Annotated in this window: 18 protein-coding genes and 1 pseudogene; 10 read left to right on the forward strand and 9 right to left on the reverse strand. The window is 73.7% G+C overall.

Annotated elements, in window-relative coordinates; genetic code table 11:
• Positions 1-47: 47 nt before the first annotated feature.
• From OG594_RS18075 to OG594_RS18085, 3 genes are read right to left on the reverse strand one after another with little or no spacing between them, the layout of a single operon-like run.
• The gene (locus tag OG594_RS18075; protein ID WP_266600112.1) at positions 48-1,040 is read right to left on the reverse strand and encodes a nitroreductase family protein; all 993 of its coding nucleotides are present in this window, start codon (positions 1,038-1,040) and stop codon (positions 48-50) included.
• Complete coding sequence (locus OG594_RS18080) at positions 1,037-1,672, reverse strand: CBS domain-containing protein (protein ID WP_266600114.1); 636 nt, start codon at positions 1,670-1,672, stop codon at positions 1,037-1,039. Before OG594_RS18080 ends, OG594_RS18075 begins: the two co-directional genes overlap by 4 nt.
• Positions 1,673-1,706: 34 nt before the next feature.
• Positions 1,707-2,387, reverse strand: coding sequence for a CBS domain-containing protein (locus OG594_RS18085; RefSeq protein ID WP_266600116.1), 681 nt, complete (start codon positions 2,385-2,387; stop codon positions 1,707-1,709).
• Between the two features lie 249 nt (positions 2,388-2,636).
• Between OG594_RS18085 and OG594_RS18090 the strand changes: the two genes are divergently transcribed.
• The 4 genes and pseudogenes from OG594_RS18090 (at position 2,637) to OG594_RS18105 (ending at position 6,435) form a co-directional block, all read left to right on the forward strand.
• Positions 2,637-3,545, forward strand: coding sequence for a universal stress protein (locus OG594_RS18090; RefSeq protein ID WP_266600118.1), 909 nt, complete (start codon positions 2,637-2,639; stop codon positions 3,543-3,545).
• A complete protein-coding gene (locus tag OG594_RS18095; protein WP_266600120.1) occupies positions 3,542-4,423 on the forward strand; it encodes a universal stress protein in 882 nt (293 codons plus the stop codon). Before OG594_RS18090 ends, OG594_RS18095 begins: the two co-directional genes overlap by 4 nt.
• A gap of 137 nt (positions 4,424-4,560) precedes the next feature.
• A pseudogene (locus OG594_RS18100) lies at positions 4,561-6,205 on the forward strand (GAF domain-containing protein).
• A complete protein-coding gene (locus tag OG594_RS18105) occupies positions 6,202-6,435 on the forward strand; it encodes a hypothetical protein (protein ID WP_266600122.1) in 234 nt (77 codons plus the stop codon). The pseudogene OG594_RS18100 and the gene OG594_RS18105 overlap by 4 nt, the downstream one beginning before the upstream one ends.
• Here OG594_RS18105 and OG594_RS18110 read toward each other — a convergent pair.
• The 3 genes from OG594_RS18110 to OG594_RS18120 all read right to left on the reverse strand — a co-directional run bounded on the left by OG594_RS18110 (position 6,377) and on the right by OG594_RS18120 (position 8,500).
• Positions 6,377-7,084 carry a response regulator transcription factor gene (locus OG594_RS18110; protein ID WP_266600124.1) on the reverse strand — a complete coding sequence of 236 codons (708 nt, stop codon included), beginning with the start codon at positions 7,082-7,084 and terminating at the stop codon, positions 6,377-6,379. The two genes, OG594_RS18105 and OG594_RS18110, sit on opposite strands and share 59 nt — an antisense overlap.
• Positions 7,085-7,327: 243 nt before the next feature.
• Positions 7,328-7,993 (reverse strand): CBS domain-containing protein, encoded by a 666-nt coding sequence (locus OG594_RS18115; protein ID WP_266600126.1) that lies wholly within the window; start codon positions 7,991-7,993, stop codon positions 7,328-7,330.
• A gap of 42 nt (positions 7,994-8,035) precedes the next feature.
• A complete protein-coding gene (locus OG594_RS18120; protein ID WP_266600128.1) occupies positions 8,036-8,500 on the reverse strand; it encodes a Crp/Fnr family transcriptional regulator in 465 nt (154 codons plus the stop codon).
• Positions 8,501-8,819: 319 nt separating this feature from the next.
• Here OG594_RS18120 and OG594_RS18125 point away from each other — a divergent pair, with 319 nt between their 5' ends.
• Positions 8,820-9,290, forward strand: a complete 471-nt coding sequence (locus OG594_RS18125; RefSeq protein WP_266600130.1) for a pyridoxamine 5'-phosphate oxidase family protein — start codon at positions 8,820-8,822, stop codon at positions 9,288-9,290.
• A 90-nt stretch (positions 9,291-9,380) separates the two neighbouring features.
• Positions 9,381-11,084 carry a SulP family inorganic anion transporter gene (locus tag OG594_RS18130; RefSeq protein WP_266600132.1) on the forward strand — a complete coding sequence of 568 codons (1,704 nt, stop codon included), beginning with the start codon at positions 9,381-9,383 and terminating at the stop codon, positions 11,082-11,084.
• 5 nt (positions 11,085-11,089) lie between these two features.
• On the opposite strand, the gene OG594_RS18135 is transcribed toward OG594_RS18130, so the two are convergent.
• The 3 genes from OG594_RS18135 to OG594_RS18145 all read right to left on the reverse strand — a co-directional run bounded on the left by OG594_RS18135 (position 11,090) and on the right by OG594_RS18145 (position 12,566).
• The gene (locus OG594_RS18135) at positions 11,090-11,503 is read right to left on the reverse strand and encodes a VOC family protein (protein ID WP_266600134.1); all 414 of its coding nucleotides are present in this window, start codon (positions 11,501-11,503) and stop codon (positions 11,090-11,092) included.
• Positions 11,500-12,063, reverse strand: a complete 564-nt coding sequence (locus OG594_RS18140) for a MepB family protein (protein ID WP_266600136.1) — start codon at positions 12,061-12,063, stop codon at positions 11,500-11,502. Before OG594_RS18140 ends, OG594_RS18135 begins: the two co-directional genes overlap by 4 nt.
• Positions 12,064-12,173: 110 nt before the next feature.
• Positions 12,174-12,566, reverse strand: a complete 393-nt coding sequence (locus OG594_RS18145; protein ID WP_266600138.1) for a molybdopterin-binding protein — start codon at positions 12,564-12,566, stop codon at positions 12,174-12,176.
• 101 nt (positions 12,567-12,667) lie between these two features.
• On the opposite strand from OG594_RS18145, the gene OG594_RS47110 reads away from it, so the two are divergent.
• The 4 genes from OG594_RS47110 to OG594_RS18165 all read left to right on the forward strand — a co-directional run bounded on the left by OG594_RS47110 (position 12,668) and on the right by OG594_RS18165 (position 17,838).
• The gene (locus OG594_RS47110) at positions 12,668-12,841 is read left to right on the forward strand and encodes a hypothetical protein (protein ID WP_323185242.1); all 174 of its coding nucleotides are present in this window, start codon (positions 12,668-12,670) and stop codon (positions 12,839-12,841) included.
• Positions 12,842-13,217: 376 nt separating this feature from the next.
• On the forward strand, positions 13,218-14,135 hold the full coding sequence (locus OG594_RS18155; protein ID WP_266600140.1) for an oxygenase MpaB family protein: 918 nt from the start codon (positions 13,218-13,220) through the stop codon (positions 14,133-14,135).
• Positions 14,136-14,161: 26 nt separating this feature from the next.
• Positions 14,162-16,273, forward strand: a complete 2,112-nt coding sequence (locus OG594_RS18160) for a serine/threonine-protein kinase (RefSeq protein WP_266600142.1) — start codon at positions 14,162-14,164, stop codon at positions 16,271-16,273.
• Positions 16,270-17,838, forward strand: a complete 1,569-nt coding sequence (locus tag OG594_RS18165; protein WP_266600144.1) for an NAD(P)/FAD-dependent oxidoreductase — start codon at positions 16,270-16,272, stop codon at positions 17,836-17,838. Before OG594_RS18160 ends, OG594_RS18165 begins: the two co-directional genes overlap by 4 nt.
• Positions 17,839-17,953: the final 115 nt, after the last annotated feature.

Genomic DNA, 17,953 nt, shown 5'->3' on the forward strand with positions numbered 1-17,953 from the left:
CGCAACGAGTGGCCACGGGGCGTCCGGCGCCTCTCCCCCCGGATCCCCTACTCCCGGATTTCCAGTACCTCGGTCACCGGGCGGCGCGGCGTGGCGGGCCCTACAGGTCCGTAGCCGAGGCGGAGGACCATCTGTACGTGTCCCATGGCCGCGACCGGGTCGCGGACCGTCCACCGCAGCTCCGGCCATTCCAGGGGCTGGGACGTCATCGAGGTGGCAAGGCCGTCGGCAGTGGCCTGGAGGAGGACGCGCTCCATCGCCTGGCCCGCGTGCAGCCAGTCGACCCTCGTGTCCCCCGAGGTGCTGAGCAGGGCCAGCTGCGGCCGCTCCTCGAACACGGCCCAGCCACGATCCGGCACCGGCCCGGCCCGACCGAAGTCGCGTACGGGCGTAGGGCCTGCGGAACTCTTCGATCCGAACGCGGCGGCGGGAATGCCGTCGCGGCGCCCGCCCGTAGCACCCCGCACGGGGGAGACCCAGTCCGCGGTCTCCGCACGGACGAGCGGATCGATCTCCTCGCGGTGTTCCGCGTCCCGGACCAGCCCGAGCACGGTGTCCAAGTGCCACGGGTCCGGGACGGTCAGCCGGCAGCCCTCCAAGCGGGCCGCGGCCACCAGGCCGTCCAGCAGCGCGGTGGGCACCGGCTCGTCGCCGAAGGGGTACCGGCTGGTGCGGCGACGCCGGACGGCGCCGTGCAGGGCGGCCAACTGGTGGTCCTCGCCCGCCGTTCCGTCGACGGTCACCGTGGCGAGCAGCCACGGTTCGCCGTCGTCCGGCAAGAGCCGTACGCGGACGGGAAGGCCGTTCCGGGCCGCGGACACGCGCAGGTTGAACAGCGCCGCGGCGCAACCGAGCTGGAGGGCCCGGTGGTTCGGGTCGGTCCGGGTCATGGCGCGGTCCGGATCGCCGTACAGGTCCAGGGTTCCGCTGCCCGCACGGAACACGAACTTCCAAGGCTGGGCGTTGTGCATGGACGGGGCGGTGACGGCGTCGTCGACGAGCCGGGCCACGGTGGCGGGGTCGAGAGGTGTGGCGGTCATGGGACTGGTCCTGTCTGTGCGGCCTCGTTCGTGATGGGCACCGGGGTGGTGAAGTCCGCCTTGACGTCCACGACGCCCGGTACGGTGCCGGCGGCGCGCACGACGACGTCCTCCATCGTCGGGTCCGGCAGCGACCCGTGCAGGTAGACGATGCCGCCCGCCACATGGACGTACACCTCGGCGGAACGGTGCGGGATCAGCTGGTACGCGATCAGCTCGCGGACCTCGGCGCCGATGTCACGGTCGGGGCGCAGGAAGACCTTGAGCAGGTCGCCGCGGCTGACGACGCCGACGAAGCGACCGTCGCCGTCGACCACGGGAAGGCGCTTGAGGTGTCTGCGGGCCATCAAACGCGCCGCGGTGGGGATGGTGGCCCCGCTCGTGACGGTCACCGCCGGGCGGGTCATCAGCTGCTCGGCGGTGGTGCCATGGGCCGCGCCGGGGCCTTGGGCCTTGATCAGCAGGTCGGCTTCGGAGACGACGCCGGCCACCTTTCCGTCCTGGGCCAGGACGGGGAGCGCGCTGACGTTCCACATCCGCAGCGCTTCCACGACGTCCTTGAACGCGGTTTCCCGCTCGACGGAGATCGCGGCGTGCGTCATGACGTCCTCGACGGTGCGCAGGTGCTTCATGGCTGCGACTCCTTTCGTGCGGTCCGGCGCCGCATCACCAAGGCATCGCGCGGCGGCCGTGGTCGGCGTGGGCGGTTGCCGTGTCGTCGGTGCGCGCGGTGACCCGTGATGCCACCGCGACGACCCCGTCGAGGCGCTCGACGAGGCTGAGGAGCGCTGCGAGCTGACTGCGCAGCTCGACACGGCCGTCCAGGGTGACGATGCCGTCCACCACGTGGACCTCGACGTCACCGGCCGGAACGCCCAGTACCTCCACGAGGACCTCGTCGCTGACGCGTCGGCGTATCTCGGAGTCCGGGCGCAGGAACGTGCGGAGCAGGTCCCGGCGGGTGACGATGCCGACGAGCCGGTCCTCCACGTCCACGACGGGGAGGCGTTCGATGCTCCGGCGGGTCATCAGCCGCGCGGCGTCGGCCACCGTGTCCTCGGCGTGGACGGTGACCGCGGGCGCGGACATGACGTCGCCCGCGGTGGGCGGTCCCGTCCCCGAGCCGTTCCGCTGGGAGGCGTGGGGGTCCGCCGTGCGGGGGTCCGCCGTGTGGGCCAGCAGGTCCGTCTGGGAAACGACGCCCACCACGCGGTCCTCGTCGTCCAGGACGGGGACTCCCGAGATGTCGTACTGGGCGAGGAGCTTCGCGACGTCCTTGAAGGCGGTGACCGGGGCCACGGAGACGACCTCGTCGGTCATCAGGTCCGCTACCTTGATGCGCTTCATGGGGCCCTCCTGCTCCGCCGCGCCGCGCGACGCTGGTGTCCGGTGTCGGGTGTGACCCCACCCTCCACCGACCCCCGCCCGTAGATCGAGGGCCGAACGGTCCCGTCCCGGGCCGTAAGGGCCCCGGACGACACGGGGGACGATGGGGACCTTTGGCCCCCTCGGCTGTCCCGGGCGGCCCTCTTCCCGGAGCGCGGAAGGTGTCAGCGTGAGTGGTGTCCTTCATCGGATCCTCGGTTGGGAGGAATCGTGGAAAGCACCTTCCGCACCCCGGACACCAGCTCGGTCATCGTCGGCGTGGACGGCTCGGAGCCGGCGCGCAGCGCCGCCCTGTGGGCTGCCCAGGAGGCGGTGCGCCGTGACCGTCCCCTCCACGTCGTCTACGGGGCCGACACCGACGGCCGGACCCTCTACCTGCCGGCGGAAACCGTCGAAATGGTCCGCTTCAACGGTCGTGAGCTGCTGGACGCCACGGTGAAGGCCGTGGCGGCCGAGTACCCCGGCCTGAACGTGACCACCGAGTTCAGCCGGGCGGACGCCGTCACCGCCCTGCACCGGGCCGCCGGTCTCCACGGCACGGTCGTGGTGGGCAACCGGGGCCTGGGCGGATTCAACTCCCTCCTGCTCGGATCGGTGGGGCTGGGCACCGCGGCCATCGCCATGACCCCCGTCATCGTCGTCCGGGGCACCCACGGGGCCGACGAGACCGGCACGGTCCTCGCCGCCGTGCGCGACGAGCACGACGTCCAGATCGCCCGGTACGCCGCGCGGGAAGCCGAGCTGCGCAAGGCCTCCTTGCGGCTGCTGCACGTGTGGAACGTCCTCCAGTCGGTCGGCGAGGTGGTCAGCATGCTCGACGGCGTCGACGAGATCGCGAGCGGGCACGAAGAGACCCTGCGGGCCGCCACGGACGTGATCCGCGGCGAATTCCCCGATCTGGACGTGCAGGCCGACGCGGAGAAGAGCATCTCCGTCGCCGGAGTCCTGGTCGAGGCGTCCCGCCACGCCGACCTGCTCGTCATGGGCGGCCGCCGGGCCCCCGGCCCCCTCGGGCTCGCCCCCAACCTGGGCAAGGCGACGCACAGCCTGCTGCACCACGCGCACTGCCCCGTCCTCCTCATCCCCCGGACCGGCGGCGATTTCGGGAGCCGGGCGTGAACGGCCACCAGCCGGGAAGGCACGGCATCGTCGTGGGCGTCGACCCGGATCGGGAGTGGCACCTTCCCCTGGCCTGGGCCGCCGACGAAGCCCACCGGCGCAGGCTCCCGCTGCGCCTGGTCCTCGCGGTACCGCCCCGGCACGACACCCCTCACGCTGACGAAACCCCCGGGCAGAACGACACCCCCGACCAGATCGCCCTGCGGCGGGCCGCCGCCGACCTGCTCGAAGCGGCGTGCGACTGGGTGCGCGCCCGCCACCCGGAGGCGAGCGTCACCGGCGAGCTGGTGGGAGGTTCTCCCGCCCCGGCCCTGGGCGGCGCGGCGCGGGACGCCCGGATGATCGTCCTCGGCTCCCGGCACCTGAGCCGCACCGCGGAGTTCTTCAGCGCCGGCTCGCTCGTGGTGCCCGTCACCGCCCAGGCCCGCTGCCCCGTCGTCGTCGTGGGCGACGCCGAGCACATCAGCCAGCAGCCGCCCTACGTCGTCGCGGGGATCGACGGCAGCCCGTCCGCCACGGCCGCGCTGGCCTTCGCCTTCGACGAGGCCGACCTCCGGGGAGCGACGCTGCGGGTCGTCCACGTGTGGCAGCCGCCGCTGATCGTGCTGGACGCCGAGGAGGAGGCGCTGCGGGCCCGGCACACCCTGCTCTCCGAGGCCACCGCCGGCCTGTCCGAGAAGTACCCGGACGTGCACGTGACGCACGAGGTCCTGACCGGCCACCCGGTCGAGGAACTGGCCCGGGCCGCCGAGCACGCCCTGGCCGTCGTCGTGGGCCGACGCGGGCGCGGCGGTTACACCGGCATGCGGATCGGATCCGTCGTCCACGGCCTCCTGCACCGGGCGCACTGCCCGGTGATCACCGTGCCCACCGGCTGACACAGACCGACCGTACCGGGCCGACCGCCGACCGCCGGTCGGCCCGGTACGGTCGCGACGAGTGGGAAGGTCCTGCGGCCCGGAGCTACGGTGGAGGCGACGGCCCCGTCGTCCTCGTTGCCGGCCGGAGGTGGGGCATGAGCGCATGCGATCAGCCCGCCCGGAGCGGTGCTCCGCGCCTGCGGCTCGACGAGCTACTGGACGAACTCCAGGTGCGGATCGACGAGGTCAGGAGCACCCGCGACCGGCTGAACGGCCTGCTCGAAGCCGTCATGTCGGTCGGCCGGGAACTCGACCTCCCCCAGGTGCTGCGCGGCATCGTCGAGGCGGCCGTGCTGCTCGTGGACGCCGAGTACGGGGCCCTCGGCGTCATCGGGGACCACAAGAAGCTGGCCGAGTTCCTGCCCGTCGGAGTCAGCGACGGCCTCCGCGCGCAGATCGGGGACCTGCCCTCCGGGCACGGCATCCTCGGCGAGCTGATCCGCCACCCCGAGCCGCTCCGACTGTCGGAGCTGTCCCAGCACCCCGCCTCGTACGGCTTCCCGGCCCACCACCCGCCGATGCACTCCTTCCTCGGCGTCCCGATCCGGGTCCGCGAGGAGGTCTTCGGCAACCTCTACCTGACCGAGAAGCGCGGCGGAGCCGAGTTCGACGCCGAGGACGAGGCGGTGCTGTCCACCCTCGCCGTCGCAGCCGGCATCGCCATCGAGAACGCCCGGCTCTTCGAGGAGGTACGGCTGCGCGAGCGCTGGCTGGAGGCCAGTTCCGACATCACCAGCGCCCTGCTCTCCGGAGCACCCGAGGACGAGGTCCTCCAGGGCATGCTGGAGCGGGCCAAGGACATCACCAGCGCCGACACGGGCGTCTTCTACCTGCTCGGCTCCGCCGGCGAGCTGAGGGGCCCGCAACGGCCTCATCACGGTCCCCGACGTGGCGACCGACGCGTGCGTGACCGTGCAACCGGAGCGATGGAAGGGCTTCGGCCCGGCGGTCGCCGTCACCATCGGCACCAAGGAGCGGCTCAGCGGCGTCCTGATCCTGGCCCGCCGGCACGGTCACCCCCAGTTCGCCGCTGTCGAAGTCGCCGCGCTGCCGGGGTTCGCTGGTCAGGCCGCCCTCGCGCTGGAGCTCGCCGAGCGGCGCCGCGACGCCGAGCAGCTGAGCCTGCTGGAGGACCACGACCGCATCGCCCGCGACCTGCACGACCTGGCCATCCAGCGCCTCTTCGCCACCGGCATGACCCTCCAGAGCGCGCAGCGCTTCGTCGACCATCCCCAGGCGTCCGAACGCCTCGCGCGCGCCGTGGACGACCTGGACGACACCATCAAGATCATCCGCTCCACCATCTTCGGGCTCCGCGAGCACGATGCCCCCGGCGAGGCGTCCACGCTGCGCACCCGCCTCGTCCGGGCCCTGGACGGGGCCGCTGCGGTCCTGGGCTTCGCCCCGGCCCTGCGGATGGAGGGGCTGATCGACACCGACGTACCGGCGGCCGTCGCGGACGAGGCCCTCGCCGTGGTGGGGGAAGCCCTCACCAACGTCGCCCGCCATGCCCGGGCCACACGGGTAGAGGTCTCGATCGCCGCGGCCGGGGGGAACCTGACGATCACCGTGACCGACAACGGCGCCGGGATGTCCGGGGGCGGCCGGCGCAGCGGACTGCGGAACCTGGCGGAGCGAGCCGAAGGGCTGGGCGGCCGGATGGAGGTCGGGGGGCGGGGCGACGGGGAGCGGGGCACCTGCCTGGAGTGGAAGGTGCCACTGGTCCCGCCGAAGCGGTGACCTCGTACGAGGTGACCGTCTACGAGGTGACCGTCTACGAGGTGACCGTCTACGAGGTGACCGTCTACGAGGTGACCGTCTACGAGGTGACCGTCTACGAGGTGACCGTCTACGAGGTGACCGTCTACGAGGTGACCGTCTACGAGGTCACCGCGTACGACGTGACCGTCGTCAGTGCTCCTGCTGCTTCGCCGTCCCGGCGTTGTGCTCGTGCACCTGGGCGGCGATGACGGCCGCCTGGACCCGCCGCTCGACTCCGAGCTTGCCCAGCAGCCGTGAGATGTGGTTCTTGACCGTCTTCTCGGACAGGTAGAGCTGCTTGGCGATCTGCCGGTTGGTGAGGCCCTCGCCGATGAGTTCGAGGACGGCCCGCTCCCGTTCGGACAGGGCCGCCAGGCGGGCGTCCTGCGGTGGCTTCGCCGCTTCCGGGTCGCGCAGGGAGTGCATCAGACGGGCGGTCGTCGCGGGGTCCAGCATGGACTGGCCCGTGGCCACCGTGCGTACGGCCGAGACCAGGTCGGAGCCCTTGATCTGCTTCAGCACGTAGCCGGCGGCACCCGCCATGATCGCGTCCAGCAGGGCGTCCTCGTCGTCGAACGAGGTCAGCATCAGACAGGCCAGGCCCGGCATGCGCGCGCGGAGCTCGCGGCAGACGGTGATGCCGTCGCCGTCGGGCAGCCGGACGTCGAGTACGGCGACGTCCGGACGGAGCGCCGGCCCGCGGGCCAGTGCCTGCTCGGCGGTGCCGGCTTCGCCCACGACGGTGATGTCCGGCTCCGCGTCCAAGAGGTCCCGCAGCCCGCGCCGGACCACCTCGTGGTCGTCGAGGAGGAACACCTTGACCGGCGCCTTGGCGGAGGCGTTCGGATCATCGGACATGATCGCCCCTGGTTCGGTCCGTTCCGTGCGGTTCCATCGGAATTGTCTCAGCACGGCGCGCGAAGCACCTCGCGGCCGGCAGCAAGGCAGGCCGGCCCCGCCAGCCGCGCTAGGCCCCGTCGTCAACGTCCCGTCTGGCCCGCGACGCCCGGCGCCGCACCTCATCCCCCAGACTCCGTCCGGGGGACCCCCGGGGTGTCGGGCGCGCCGCGGGCTCGGCCGACGCCACTTTGACGACAGGACCTAGGCGGCGAGGGTGCTCTCCGCGGTGGCCGTGCCCTCCTTGCCGTCCAGCTCCATCCGGACGTCCACCACGCCCTCGACCGCACGGATCGCCCGCGCGAGCAGGGGGACCAGGGCCCGGTCCCGCAGTGGGCCGCGCAACGTGACCACGCCGTCCAGCACGGCGAATTCCAAGGTCGTACCGGGCGCCAGGTCGGCGAGCACGCTCTGGCGGATCTCCTCCTCCAGCTCCTCGTCGGGCCGCAGGAACACCTTCAGGAGGTCGCTGCGACTGACGACACCCTCCAGCATGCCGAGCGCGTTCACCACGGGCAGGCGCTTGACGTGCTTGCGGGCCATGATCCGGGCGGCTTCGGCCACGGGCGCGTCGGGGTGCACGGTGATCGCCGGACTCGACATGAGCTCCTCGGCCAGCACCGCGCCGGCCTTCGAAGCCTCCTCCAACTGCTCGGGCAGCGCGGGTTCCGTACGCCGGAACTCCTCCTTCGGCAGCAGGTCCGCCTCGGAGACCACGCCGACGACGCGGCCCTCGCCCTCCAGGACGGGGACCGCGCTGACCTTCCACTGGTGCATCAGCTCGACGATCTCCTTGTACGACGCCTCGCGGCCGATGGCGACGGCGGTGTGCGTCATGACGTCACTGACGGTGTAGCGGGATGCGGGCATGACCGGCTCCTTCGCCGTGCGGACGGTCGGACGATCGGACGATCAGAGGAAGCTGCCGCTGCCGTACGGCGCGTACAGGTCGAGGAGGCGCACGCGGGCGGCCTGCAGCCGGTGGGCGAGGACCTGCCCGACCCAGTGGCCGAGGGCAGAGCCGAAGGCGGTGTCGGCGTCCATCAGCATCCGCACGCGCGCCGCGTCGAACTCGTACGTGCGGACGGGCGTCATCGCCTCGGCGCCCAGACGCCAGGAGTACGGCTTGAAGAGCCACGAGCAGCCGACCAGCTGACCGGTGCCGAGGCTCTCTATGACGGCGGCGCGCCGCCCGGGCACGTGGACGTCCAAGGTCACGGTGCCCGACCGGACGATCCAGAACCGATCCGCGCGTCCGCCCTCGCGGAAGATGCGCGTCCCCTCGGCGAAGTTGACCTCTCGGGCCAGTTCCATCAGGCGGGAACGGCAGTCGGCGGGCAGCGCCTCGGAGATGCGGGTGGGCGACGGGGTGCTCATGAGCGGCCTCCTGTTCGAGTCCGCCTTCAGTCTTGGTGGTAACGCCGGTCGTGGGCAGGGCCCTGTGGTCCCGGCTGTGGGCCGACCGGCCCATGCCGGGGCCCGGTGCAGCCGGAGATCCTGGCAGCAGACGGCCGGCTCGCGGCCGTCGCCCAGCGGATCCTCGCGCAACGGTTCGCCAGGGGCGGGATCGACGACGAGGAGCACGGCCGGCGGCCCGCGGTGCTGCGCAGCCGTGCCCCCGGGCCCACGCCCCTTCGAGAAGCCAACAGCGGGCCAGGGCCCTGGCATCCCGCCCGCTCGACCAAGGACGCCCACGATGAAGAGCGACACGGCCGGCACGACCACCGGCCCGACTGCCGTCAGCACGCCGGGACGACAGATGGAAGAGCTCCGCGCTGACGAGGCCCTGCACCTGTTGGGCACCGTCGCACTGGGCCGGCTCGTGTTCACCCGGCACGCGCTGCCCGCCGTGCGTCCGGTCAACCACCTTCTCGATGCCGGCGACATCATCATCCGCGTGTCGGACGGATCGACACTGGCGGCCCTGCTCGCGGCCCAGGAAGGCGCGGGAGTGGTCGTCGCCTACGAAGCCGATGCCATTGACCAAGGCGCGCACCTGGGGTGGAGCGTGGTCGCCACCGGCTACGCCACCGCCGTCACCGCTCCCGGCGAGATCGAGCGCTACGCGCACCTCCTGCGGCCCTGGGTCGAGGGCGCCGCATCGGGCACCATCCGGATCAGGCCCGACCTGGTCACCGGCTTCCGGCTGCTGGAGAGCAGCACGTAGCGGTCGGCCCGCTCGCGCGCTTCACCTCCTCGCAGCCCTCCGCCCGGCACGATGGTGAGCCACAGGCCCGCACGGAGTCCCGGAGGTGCCATGCCCCAGCACGGACGGATCGCGGCGATCCCGCCCGCCTTCCGCGGCTACGGGCGGAAGTGGCTGCGGGGCGACGTCCTGGCCGGCATCACGGTCGCCGCCTACCTGGTTCCCCAGGTCATGGCGTACGCGGGCGTGGCAGGTCTGCCCCCGGTCGTCGGGCTGTGGGCCGTGCTGCCCGCCATGGCCCTCTACGCCCTGAGCGGCACCTCACGCCTGCTGTCCGTCGGACCGGAGTCGACCACCGCCCTCATGACCGCCGTGGCCGTCGGGCCGCTGGCAGCCGGCGACCCCGCGCGCTACGCGGTGCTCGCGGCAGCCCTGGCACTCGTCGTCGGCCTGCTCTGCCTGGTCGCATGGGCCGTCCGGCTCGGCTTCCTGGCCGACCTCCTCTCCCGGCCCGTGCTCGTCGGCTACCTGGCCGGAGTCGCCTTCATCATGATCGTGGACCAGCTGCCCCGCCTGACCGGGACCAGCGGTGGCGGGTCGGGGTTCTTCCCCCAGCTCTTCTCGTTCCTCCGCCACATCGGCGACCTGCACGGGCCCACGACGCTGATGGCCGCGGGCTGCCTGCTCCTGCTGTTCACCCTGCCCCTGCTACGACGGCCCCTGCCCGGACCGCTCGTCGTCCTCGCCCTCTCCACCGCGGTGGTGGCGGTCTTCGCGCTGGACGAGAACCAGGGGATCGACGTCATCGGCACGGTCCCGACCGGCCTGCCGGCATTCGCCCTGCCCCGGCCGGCCGACCTCGCCGACCTGGTGCTGCCGGCCCTCGGTGTCCTCCTGGTCGGCTACACCGACGTCGTCCTGACCGCACGCGCCTTCGCCCGGCACGACGACCCACGGCCCCTGGACGCCAACCAGGAGCTGCTGGCCCTCGGCACGGCGAACCTCGGCGCCGGATTCCTCCAGGGCTTCCCGGTCAGCAGCAGTGCCAGCCGCACCGCCCTCGCCGACTCCTCGGGAGCCCGTACCCAGATGTACTCCCTCGTCGGCGCCGCCTGCGTGGCCGCCGTCCTCCTCTTCCTCGGCCCCCTGCTCAGCCACACCCCCTCCGCCGCCCTCGGCGCCATCGTCGTCTACGCCGCCGTACGCCTGGTCGAAGTGGGCGAGTTCCGCAGGCTGGCCGCCTTCCGCCGCCGCGAGTTCCTGCTCGCGCTCGGCTGCGGTCTCGGCGTCCTCGCCTTCGGCATCCTGTACGGCGTGCTCCTCGCCGTGGCGCTGTCCGTCGCCGAACTGCTCACCAGGGTCGCCCGCCCCCACGACGCGGTCGAGGGAATGGTGCCCGGTCTGGCCGGCATGCACGACATCGACGACTATCCGACCGCGCGCACCGTTCCCGGTCTCCTCATCTACCGCTACGACTCGCCGTTGTTCTTCGCCAACGCCGAGGACTTCCGCCGCCGGGCGCTGGCCTCGGTCGCCGCCCAGGACGACCCCGTCCACTGGTTCGTCCTGAACACCGAGGCCAACGTCGAGGTCGACATCACCGCCCTCGACGCGGTCGAGGCCCTGCGCTCGGAACTCGCCCGGCGGGACGTCGTGTTCGCACTCGCCCGCGTCAAGCAGGACCTGCGCCGCCCCCTCGACGCCTACGGCCTGACGTCCTCCGTCGGCCCGGAGCGCATCTTCCCCACGCTCCCCACCGCCGTCGCCGCCTACCGGGACTGGCAACGCGCCACGGGCCGCGATCCGGCCCCCTGACGGGGTCAGCCGGCGGTGGGCGTCGCGACGAGTTCGACCTCGAAGCCGTCTTCGTTCTCCAGGTAGGCGGCGTAGTGCTGGGGGCCGCCGGCGTGCGGATGCCGGTCCGGGAACATCAGGCGCCAGCCGTGGCCGGTCGCCTCCTCGGCCAGGCGTTCGACCGCGGCCGCGTCCTCCACGTGGAAGGCCAGGTGGTTCAGTCCCGGCCGGCAGCGGTCGTGCCGGTCGGAAGTGAGGGCCGGGGACCGTTCGACGACCAGGTACGTCGGCCCGAGCCGCCAGCTGCGGCCGTCGGCCCAGTGCTGGTGGGGCGTGTGGCCCAGGGCCTCCAGGAGCCAGCCGAGCGAGGCGATCGCACGGTCGAGGTCGGGCACCCACAGTTCGACGTGGTGCAAGGTGCCGCTGGTCGGCCGGCTCACGCGTAGAGCTCCCGGGCCCGGGCGAGGTCGACGGGCCCGTCCTGCGGCAGGGCCAGGAAGTGGTCCAGCTGCCACTTCTGGGCGCTGCCGGCCTGGCGGTTGGTGGTGGTCACCCAGGGCGGGTAGACGCGGAAGGCGCGCTTGCCGCCGGAGCCGTCCGTCGATACGACACCGTGCCGGCGGAGCGCCTCCAGGGGGAGGACGAACTGGCCGAAGCGGTCACCGTCGCGCGTGCTGACGACGAAGAGGTCCACCGGGTCCGCGGCGTCGAACGGTTGGATGGGACCGGCCGGGGAGCGCTTCCAGACGGTGACGAACTGGCCGACCTTCGTGGGGGTGGTCTTCGCCGCGCGGAACCGGACGGCGCGGCCGTCCAGGGTGAAGGCGTGGGCGGCGTAGGCGGCGCCCTCGGCCTCCGGGACCGGCAGCGAGCAGGTGAATCCGCAGGGGTCGTAGACGAGGGCCTTCGCCGCGAGGAGGTCCGGGTGGGCCGTGGCCGCCTCGGTGTCCGACCACGGCTGGGGGCGGGGAGGGGACGGGGGTTCGAGGTGCGTCGTCATGCCTTCACCCTGTCACGGTCCGGCCCCGGGCCGCGGCCCGCGGCCTGCCGATGCGTCCCACCCGGTTCCCCGTGCACCGGGGCGTGGGGGGAGGTGGCCCCTGCGTGCCGTCAGTCGAGGTCGATGTGGACGCTGGTGGACTTCACGCGGGCGACGGCCTGCACGCCGACCGCGAGACCGAGCTCCTCGACCGCCTCGCGGGTCAGCAGGGAGACCACGCGGTGCGGGCCGGACTGGATCTCGACCTGGGCGGCCACCTCGCCGAGCGTCACCGCCGTCACGATCCCGGGCAGCGCGTTGCGCGCCGAGGTGGCGGACTCGCCGTCGCCCTCGGCCGCCTCCTGGGCGAGCGCCACGCAGAAGGCGGCCAGGTGCACGCCCTCGACCATCCGCTTGTTGCCGTCCCGCAAGGTCGGGAAGCGGCCCGCGTCCGCCCAGCGGCGGGCGGTGTCGGTGCTGACGCGGAGGAGTTGGGCGGCCTCGCCGATCGTGTAGAGCTGCACCCCGCAACTCTATGCCGCCGACGCCCCGGACGTGTCCTCGTGCCCGGCGTCCCGGAGGCGCGATCGCCGGCGGGCGGCCCACGAGGTTGTCGGCCGCGGCCATGGACAGCTGGTACGCGCCCGCCACCGGAACCCCGGGCAGATCGCCGGGCCCGGCGTCGGCGGGCAGCGGAACGTCCGCCGCCGGGATGCCGCCCGCCCCGCAGCGCCGGCCCACGACCGTGGCCGTACGGGAACCGGCCGCCGAGCGGCGGCCGATGAGCCGGGGCGCGTAGCGGACCCCGCACGGCGCCGGCCGCGGGTCGTCGCCCATCCAGCCGGCCACGGCCACGAACACCCGCTCCCCGGCGTGCTTGACGTCCAGCACCCGGTACGTGACCACCCCGGCCGTGCCCACGCCCGCCCCGCCCCGGCCCGCCCCGGCCCGATGGCCAGGCGGGCCACGGGCGGCCCGGCCGCCACGGACCGCGCCCTCGGCGGCGGCACGCTCCGGTGCCGAAGCCGTCCCCGCCTCCACGGCCCCCGGCCCGCCCCCGACGGGACCCTGACGGCCGCGTCCCCGGCCGTACGCATCGCTGACGGCCGGCCGCCGACGGCCGCCCCGGATCGGTAGGCTGGATCCGCCGGGCGCCTGCGACGGGGAGGTACGGGATGGGGACCACCGTGACCGGGCCGCGCCACGGGCCGCGCCCCGGCGCCGACCCGGGGCTGTACGGTCCCTCGTCCGTCACCTGGCAGTGCCACGGCGACCCGATGATGTGGATCGCCGGACTCCGGGCGCTCTACCTCCAGGCGCTCCACCCGCGCGCCGTCCGCGGGGTCATGGAGAACTCCGACTTCCGGTCGGACGCCTGGGGACGGCTGCTGCGCACCGCCGACTTCGTCGGCACCCTCACCTACGGCACCACCGAGGCGGCCGAGCGCGCCGGCCTCCGCGTCCGCACGATCCACCGCAACCTCTCCGCCACCGATCCGGACACCGGCGAACGCTTCCCCGTCGACGACCCCGAGCTGCTGCTGTGGATCCACTGCGCGCAGATCGACAGCTTCCTGCACGTCCTGCGCCGCTCCGGCGTCCCCCTGACCCCCGCCCAGGCCGACCGCTACGTCGACGAGAACCGCGTGAACGCCCGCCTCGTCGGGCTCGACCCGGCCGGGGTCCCCGCCGACACCGCCGGGCTCGCCGCGTACTTCGAGCGGATCCGCCCCGAACTCGCCGCCGGCCCCGACGCCCTCGCCGTGGACGACTTCCTGCGCGGCCCGCCCGTCCCTCCCCTCCTCGTACGTGGCCGAAACCTGCTGTGGCCGCCCGTCGCCGGCCTGGCGTACGGTTCCCTCCCGGGCTGGGCGCACCAGCTGTACGGGCGGTCCGCACCGGCACCGCGCAGCGTCACCCGGCGCCTGCGCCTCACCGGGCGCGTACTGCGCAGCATTCCCGCAGGTCTACGCTGGCAGCTGCCTCCAGGTCACATCTTGAAAGCGATGCGCCGCATGGGCCCCGGGAGCCGCCCCTCGCCGTACACACTGCGTACATCAGCGGCCATACTGGACCGGCCGGGGAGGGCGTAGCACGAAAACGGGGGCGGCTTTAAGACATGGCGGAGTCCAGACTGATCCAGGGCCGTTACCGGTCGCTCGATCTGATCGGGCGCGGCGGCATGGGCGAGGTGTGGCGCGCCCGGGACGAATCGCTGGGCCGGCAGGTCGCCGTGAAGTGCCTCAAGCCGATCGGCGCCGAGCAGGATGCCCACTTCACCCAGGTGCTCCGCGAGCGGTTCCGGCGCGAGGCGCGCGTGGCCGCCTCCCTCCAGCACCGCGGGGTCACCGTCGTCCACGACTTCGGCGACGACAGCGCCGCGGGCGGCCCGCTCTACCTCGTCATGGAACTCCTCGAAGGCCGCAACCTCAGCCAGCTCCTGGAGGACAACGACACGCGCCCGCTCCCCGTGGACGTCGTCGTCGACATCGCCGAGCAGATGGCCGCGGCCCTCGGCTACACCCATGACCAGGGCGTCGTCCACCGGGACCTGAAGCCCGCCAACATCATGCGGCTCACCGACGGCACCGTGAAGATCTGCGACTTCGGCATCGCCCGCCTCGCCCACGACATCGGCTTCACCGCCAAGCTCACCGGCGGCGGCATGGCCATGGGCACGCCGCACTACATGTCGCCCGAACAGATCGCGGGCGGCGAGGTCGACCACCGCAGCGACCTCTACTCCTTCGGCTGCGTCCTGTACGAGATCGCCACCGGCGCCCCGCCCTTCGACCTCGGCGACTCCTGGTCGGTGCTGGTCGGCCACCGCGACAACGCGCCCGTACCGCTGCGCGAGCACCGCCCCGAGCTGCCCGGCTACTTCGACGAGGTGGTCCTGGACCTGCTCGCCAAGCGCCCCGAGGACCGGCCGGGCGACGCCCGCCACGTGCACCGCCGGCTCGTCGAGGCACGGCTGGGACCGGGCGGACTGCCCGGCGCCCAGGCCCCGCTCCCGCCCTGGGCCCGCGGCATGACCGCCGGCCGCAAGGCCGGCATCGACGCCCGGCCGGCGAGCGGCGAATGGGCCGTGCTCACGGGAGCCTGGACGGCCGCGCGCCCCTCGGGCGGCCAGCCGGTGCCGCGCCCGCGCGGCGCGCACCCCCCGGTCCATCCCGGCACCACCACCATCATCCGTCCCGCGGCCGAAGAGGACCCGCGGCTCACCGCCGCGTACGGATTCCCGCGCCCCGCCGGCCCGCGGGGCAACGGCCCCGACGCGCTCGCCGCCGGCCACGCGCGCGCGTACGCCCTCAGCCGCGCGGGCCGGCCCGAGGAGGCGCTCGCCGGGTACACGGCCGTGGCCGAGGGGCGCACGCGGGTGCTCGGCGCGGACCACCCCGACACCCTCGCGGCGCGCCAGGAGACCGCGTACGAGTTGGGCCGGCTCGGGCGCCACCAGGAGGCGCACGACGTCTACCGGGCTGTGCTCGTCGCCCGCGAGCGGACCGTGGGCACGCTCCACCCCGACACCCTGCGCTGCCGGCACAACCTGGCCTGCGCGCTCGGTGCGCTGGGCCGGTACGCGGACGCCCACGCCGTCGCCGCCGAGGTCGCCGCCGACCGGGCGGCCGTCCTGGGCGCCGAGCACGCGGATACCCTGCTGACCCGCTACGAGGCGGCGTACGCGCTCGGCCGCCTGGAGCGCTGGCAGGAGGCCCTGGTCGCCTTCCACGAGGTCGGCGTCGTACGGGAGCGGGTGCTCGGCCGCGACCACCCCGACACCCTGGCCGCCCGCTACGAGGTCGGCATCGCGCTCGGCCGCACCGGCAACACGCAGCAGGCCCTCGACCTGTTCCGGGGGCTGGTCCGCGACCGCACCCGCGCCTACGGGGTCACCGACCCCGAGACGCTGCGCGCCCGGCACGTCCTCGGCGTCAACCTGGGCCGGCTGGAGCGCTGGGCGGAAGCGGTGGCCGAGGCGCGCCAGGTGAGCGCCCTGCGCGCCGAGGTGCTCGGGCCCGAGCACCCGGACACCCTGGTCAGCCGCCGGGAGTTGGCCGGAGGGCTGGGCCGGCTGGGCCGCTGGGACGAGGCGCTGCCCCTCTACCGCGACATCTCCGGCATCCTCGAGCGGTCCCTCGGCGACGAACATCCCGACACGGCCCTCGCCCACGCCGACGAGGCCCACTGTCTGGAGCGGCTCGGCCAGGTGTGCTACCAAGAGCCATGACGACCTTCGGGCGGGACGTGTACGACGACGTGATCGTGGGCGGCGGGCACAACGGCCTGGTGGCCGCCGCGTACCTGGCGCGGGCGGGCCGCTCGGTGCTGGTCCTGGAGCGGCTCGGGAACACGGGCGGGGCGGCGATCTCCAGCCGCCCCTTCGTGGGCGTCGACGCCAGACTCTCGCGCTACTCGTACCTCGTCTCCCTGCTCCCGTCGAAGATCGTGCGCGACCTGGACCTGCGGTTCGCGGTGCGCCGCCGCACGATCTCCTCGTACACGCCCACCGAACGGGGCGGGCGACCCGGTGGACTGCTCGTCGGCGGCGGAGAGCAGCGCACCCGGGAGTCCTTCGCGCGGCTGACCGGCTCGGAGCGGGAGTACGAGAGCTGGCGCGCCTTCTACGGGAGCACCGGGCGGGTCGCCGAGAAGGTGTTCCCGACCCTGACCGAGCCCCTGCCCACGCGGGCGGAGCTGCGGGCCCGGATCGACGACGAGGCCGCCTGGCGGATGCTCTTCGAGGAGCCCCTCGGGCAGGCGGTGGAGCGGAACTTCGCCGACGACCTGGTCCGCGGGGTGGTCCTGACGGACGGGCTGATCGGCACCTTCGCGGACGCGCACGACCCCTCCCTCGCACAGAACCGCTGCTTCCTCTACCACGTCATCGGCGGCGGGACCGGTGACTGGGACGTGCCCGTGGGCGGCATGGGCGCGTTGACGGACGCCCTCGCGGCGGCGGCCCGGGCGGCCGGTGCCGAGATCGCGACCGGCCACGAGGTGCTGCGGATCGACACGGACGGGGTCGCCCCGGCCGAGGTGGTGTTCCGCACGGCGACCGGGGAGGGCCGGGTCGTCGGCCGCACGGTCCTGGTGAACGCCTCGCCGCAGGCCCTGGCCGAACTGCTCGGCGAAGCCCCGCCCGAGGGTGCGGCGCGGGCCCCCGAGGGTGCCCAGCTCAAGGTCAACATGCTGCTGCGCCGACTGCCCCGGCTCCGGGACACCTCGGTGGACCCGAGCGAGGCCTTCGGCGGCACCTTCCACATCGCCGAGGGCTACGCCGAGCTCGCCCGGGCCTATGCGGAGGCCGCCTCCGGCGAACTGCCCTCCGTACCGCCCTCGGAGATCTACTGCCACTCCCTGACCGACCCGACGATCCTCGGCCCGGAACTGGTGGAGCAGGGCTACCAGACCCTCACCCTCTTCGGCCTGCACGCGCCGGCCCGGCTGTTCGGGCACGACAACCAGCAGGCCCGCGAGGTCCTGCTGACGGCCACCCTCGCGCAGCTCGACGCGCACCTGGCCGAACCGCTCACCGACTGCCTCGCCTTCGACGCGGACGGCCGCCCGTGCATCGAGGCGAAGACCCCGCTGGACCTGGAGCGCGAACTGCGGCTGCCCGGCGGCCACATCTTCCACCGGGACCTGTCCTGGCCCTACGCCGACCAGGGCGGCCGGTGGGGCGTGGAAACCGCCCACCGCAACGTCCTGCTGTGCGGGGCGGGCGCGGTCCGCGGCGGCGGAGTCAGCGGCGTCCCCGGACACAACGCGGCGATGGCGGTACTCGGGCACTAGGCCGCCCGGACTCGGCCGTACGGGTGGATCGTGCTCATCCCGTCCGACCACCGGGTCGGGTCCCACGGCCCGGTCACGCCCCGGAATCGGGGGTGCCCGGCGCCGCGGCGCGCGG

Origin of the sequence: Streptomyces sp. NBC_01214, assembly GCF_026340975.1 — a bacterium.
GTDB lineage: Bacteria > Actinomycetota > Actinomycetes > Streptomycetales > Streptomycetaceae > Streptomyces.

Bases quoted from the DNA above. Each gene is read 5' to 3' on its own strand.
- OG594_RS18130 (WP_266600132.1), top strand. From the start codon at position 9,381: ATGCCCCAGCACGGACGGATCGCGGCGATCCCGCCCGCCTTCCGCGGC.
- OG594_RS18085 (WP_266600116.1), bottom strand. From the start codon at position 2,387: ATGAAGCGCATCAAGGTAGCGGACCTGATGACCGACGAGGTCGTCTCC.
- OG594_RS18075 (WP_266600112.1), bottom strand. From the start codon at position 1,040: ATGACCGCCACACCTCTCGACCCCGCCACCGTGGCCCGGCTCGTCGAC.
- OG594_RS18160 (WP_266600142.1), top strand. From the start codon at position 14,162: ATGGCGGAGTCCAGACTGATCCAGGGCCGTTACCGGTCGCTCGATCTG.
- OG594_RS18125 (WP_266600130.1), top strand. From the start codon at position 8,820: ATGAAGAGCGACACGGCCGGCACGACCACCGGCCCGACTGCCGTCAGC.
- OG594_RS18110 (WP_266600124.1), bottom strand. From the start codon at position 7,084: ATGTCCGATGATCCGAACGCCTCCGCCAAGGCGCCGGTCAAGGTGTTC.
- OG594_RS18115 (WP_266600126.1), bottom strand. From the start codon at position 7,993: ATGCCCGCATCCCGCTACACCGTCAGTGACGTCATGACGCACACCGCC.
- OG594_RS47110 (WP_323185242.1), top strand. From the start codon at position 12,668: ATGGACAGCTGGTACGCGCCCGCCACCGGAACCCCGGGCAGATCGCCG.
- OG594_RS18140 (WP_266600136.1), bottom strand. From the start codon at position 12,063: ATGACGACGCACCTCGAACCCCCGTCCCCTCCCCGCCCCCAGCCGTGG.
- OG594_RS18080 (WP_266600114.1), bottom strand. From the start codon at position 1,672: ATGAAGCACCTGCGCACCGTCGAGGACGTCATGACGCACGCCGCGATC.
- OG594_RS18120 (WP_266600128.1), bottom strand. From the start codon at position 8,500: ATGAGCACCCCGTCGCCCACCCGCATCTCCGAGGCGCTGCCCGCCGAC.
- OG594_RS18165 (WP_266600144.1), top strand. From the start codon at position 16,270: ATGACGACCTTCGGGCGGGACGTGTACGACGACGTGATCGTGGGCGGC.
- OG594_RS18155 (WP_266600140.1), top strand. From the start codon at position 13,218: ATGGGGACCACCGTGACCGGGCCGCGCCACGGGCCGCGCCCCGGCGCC.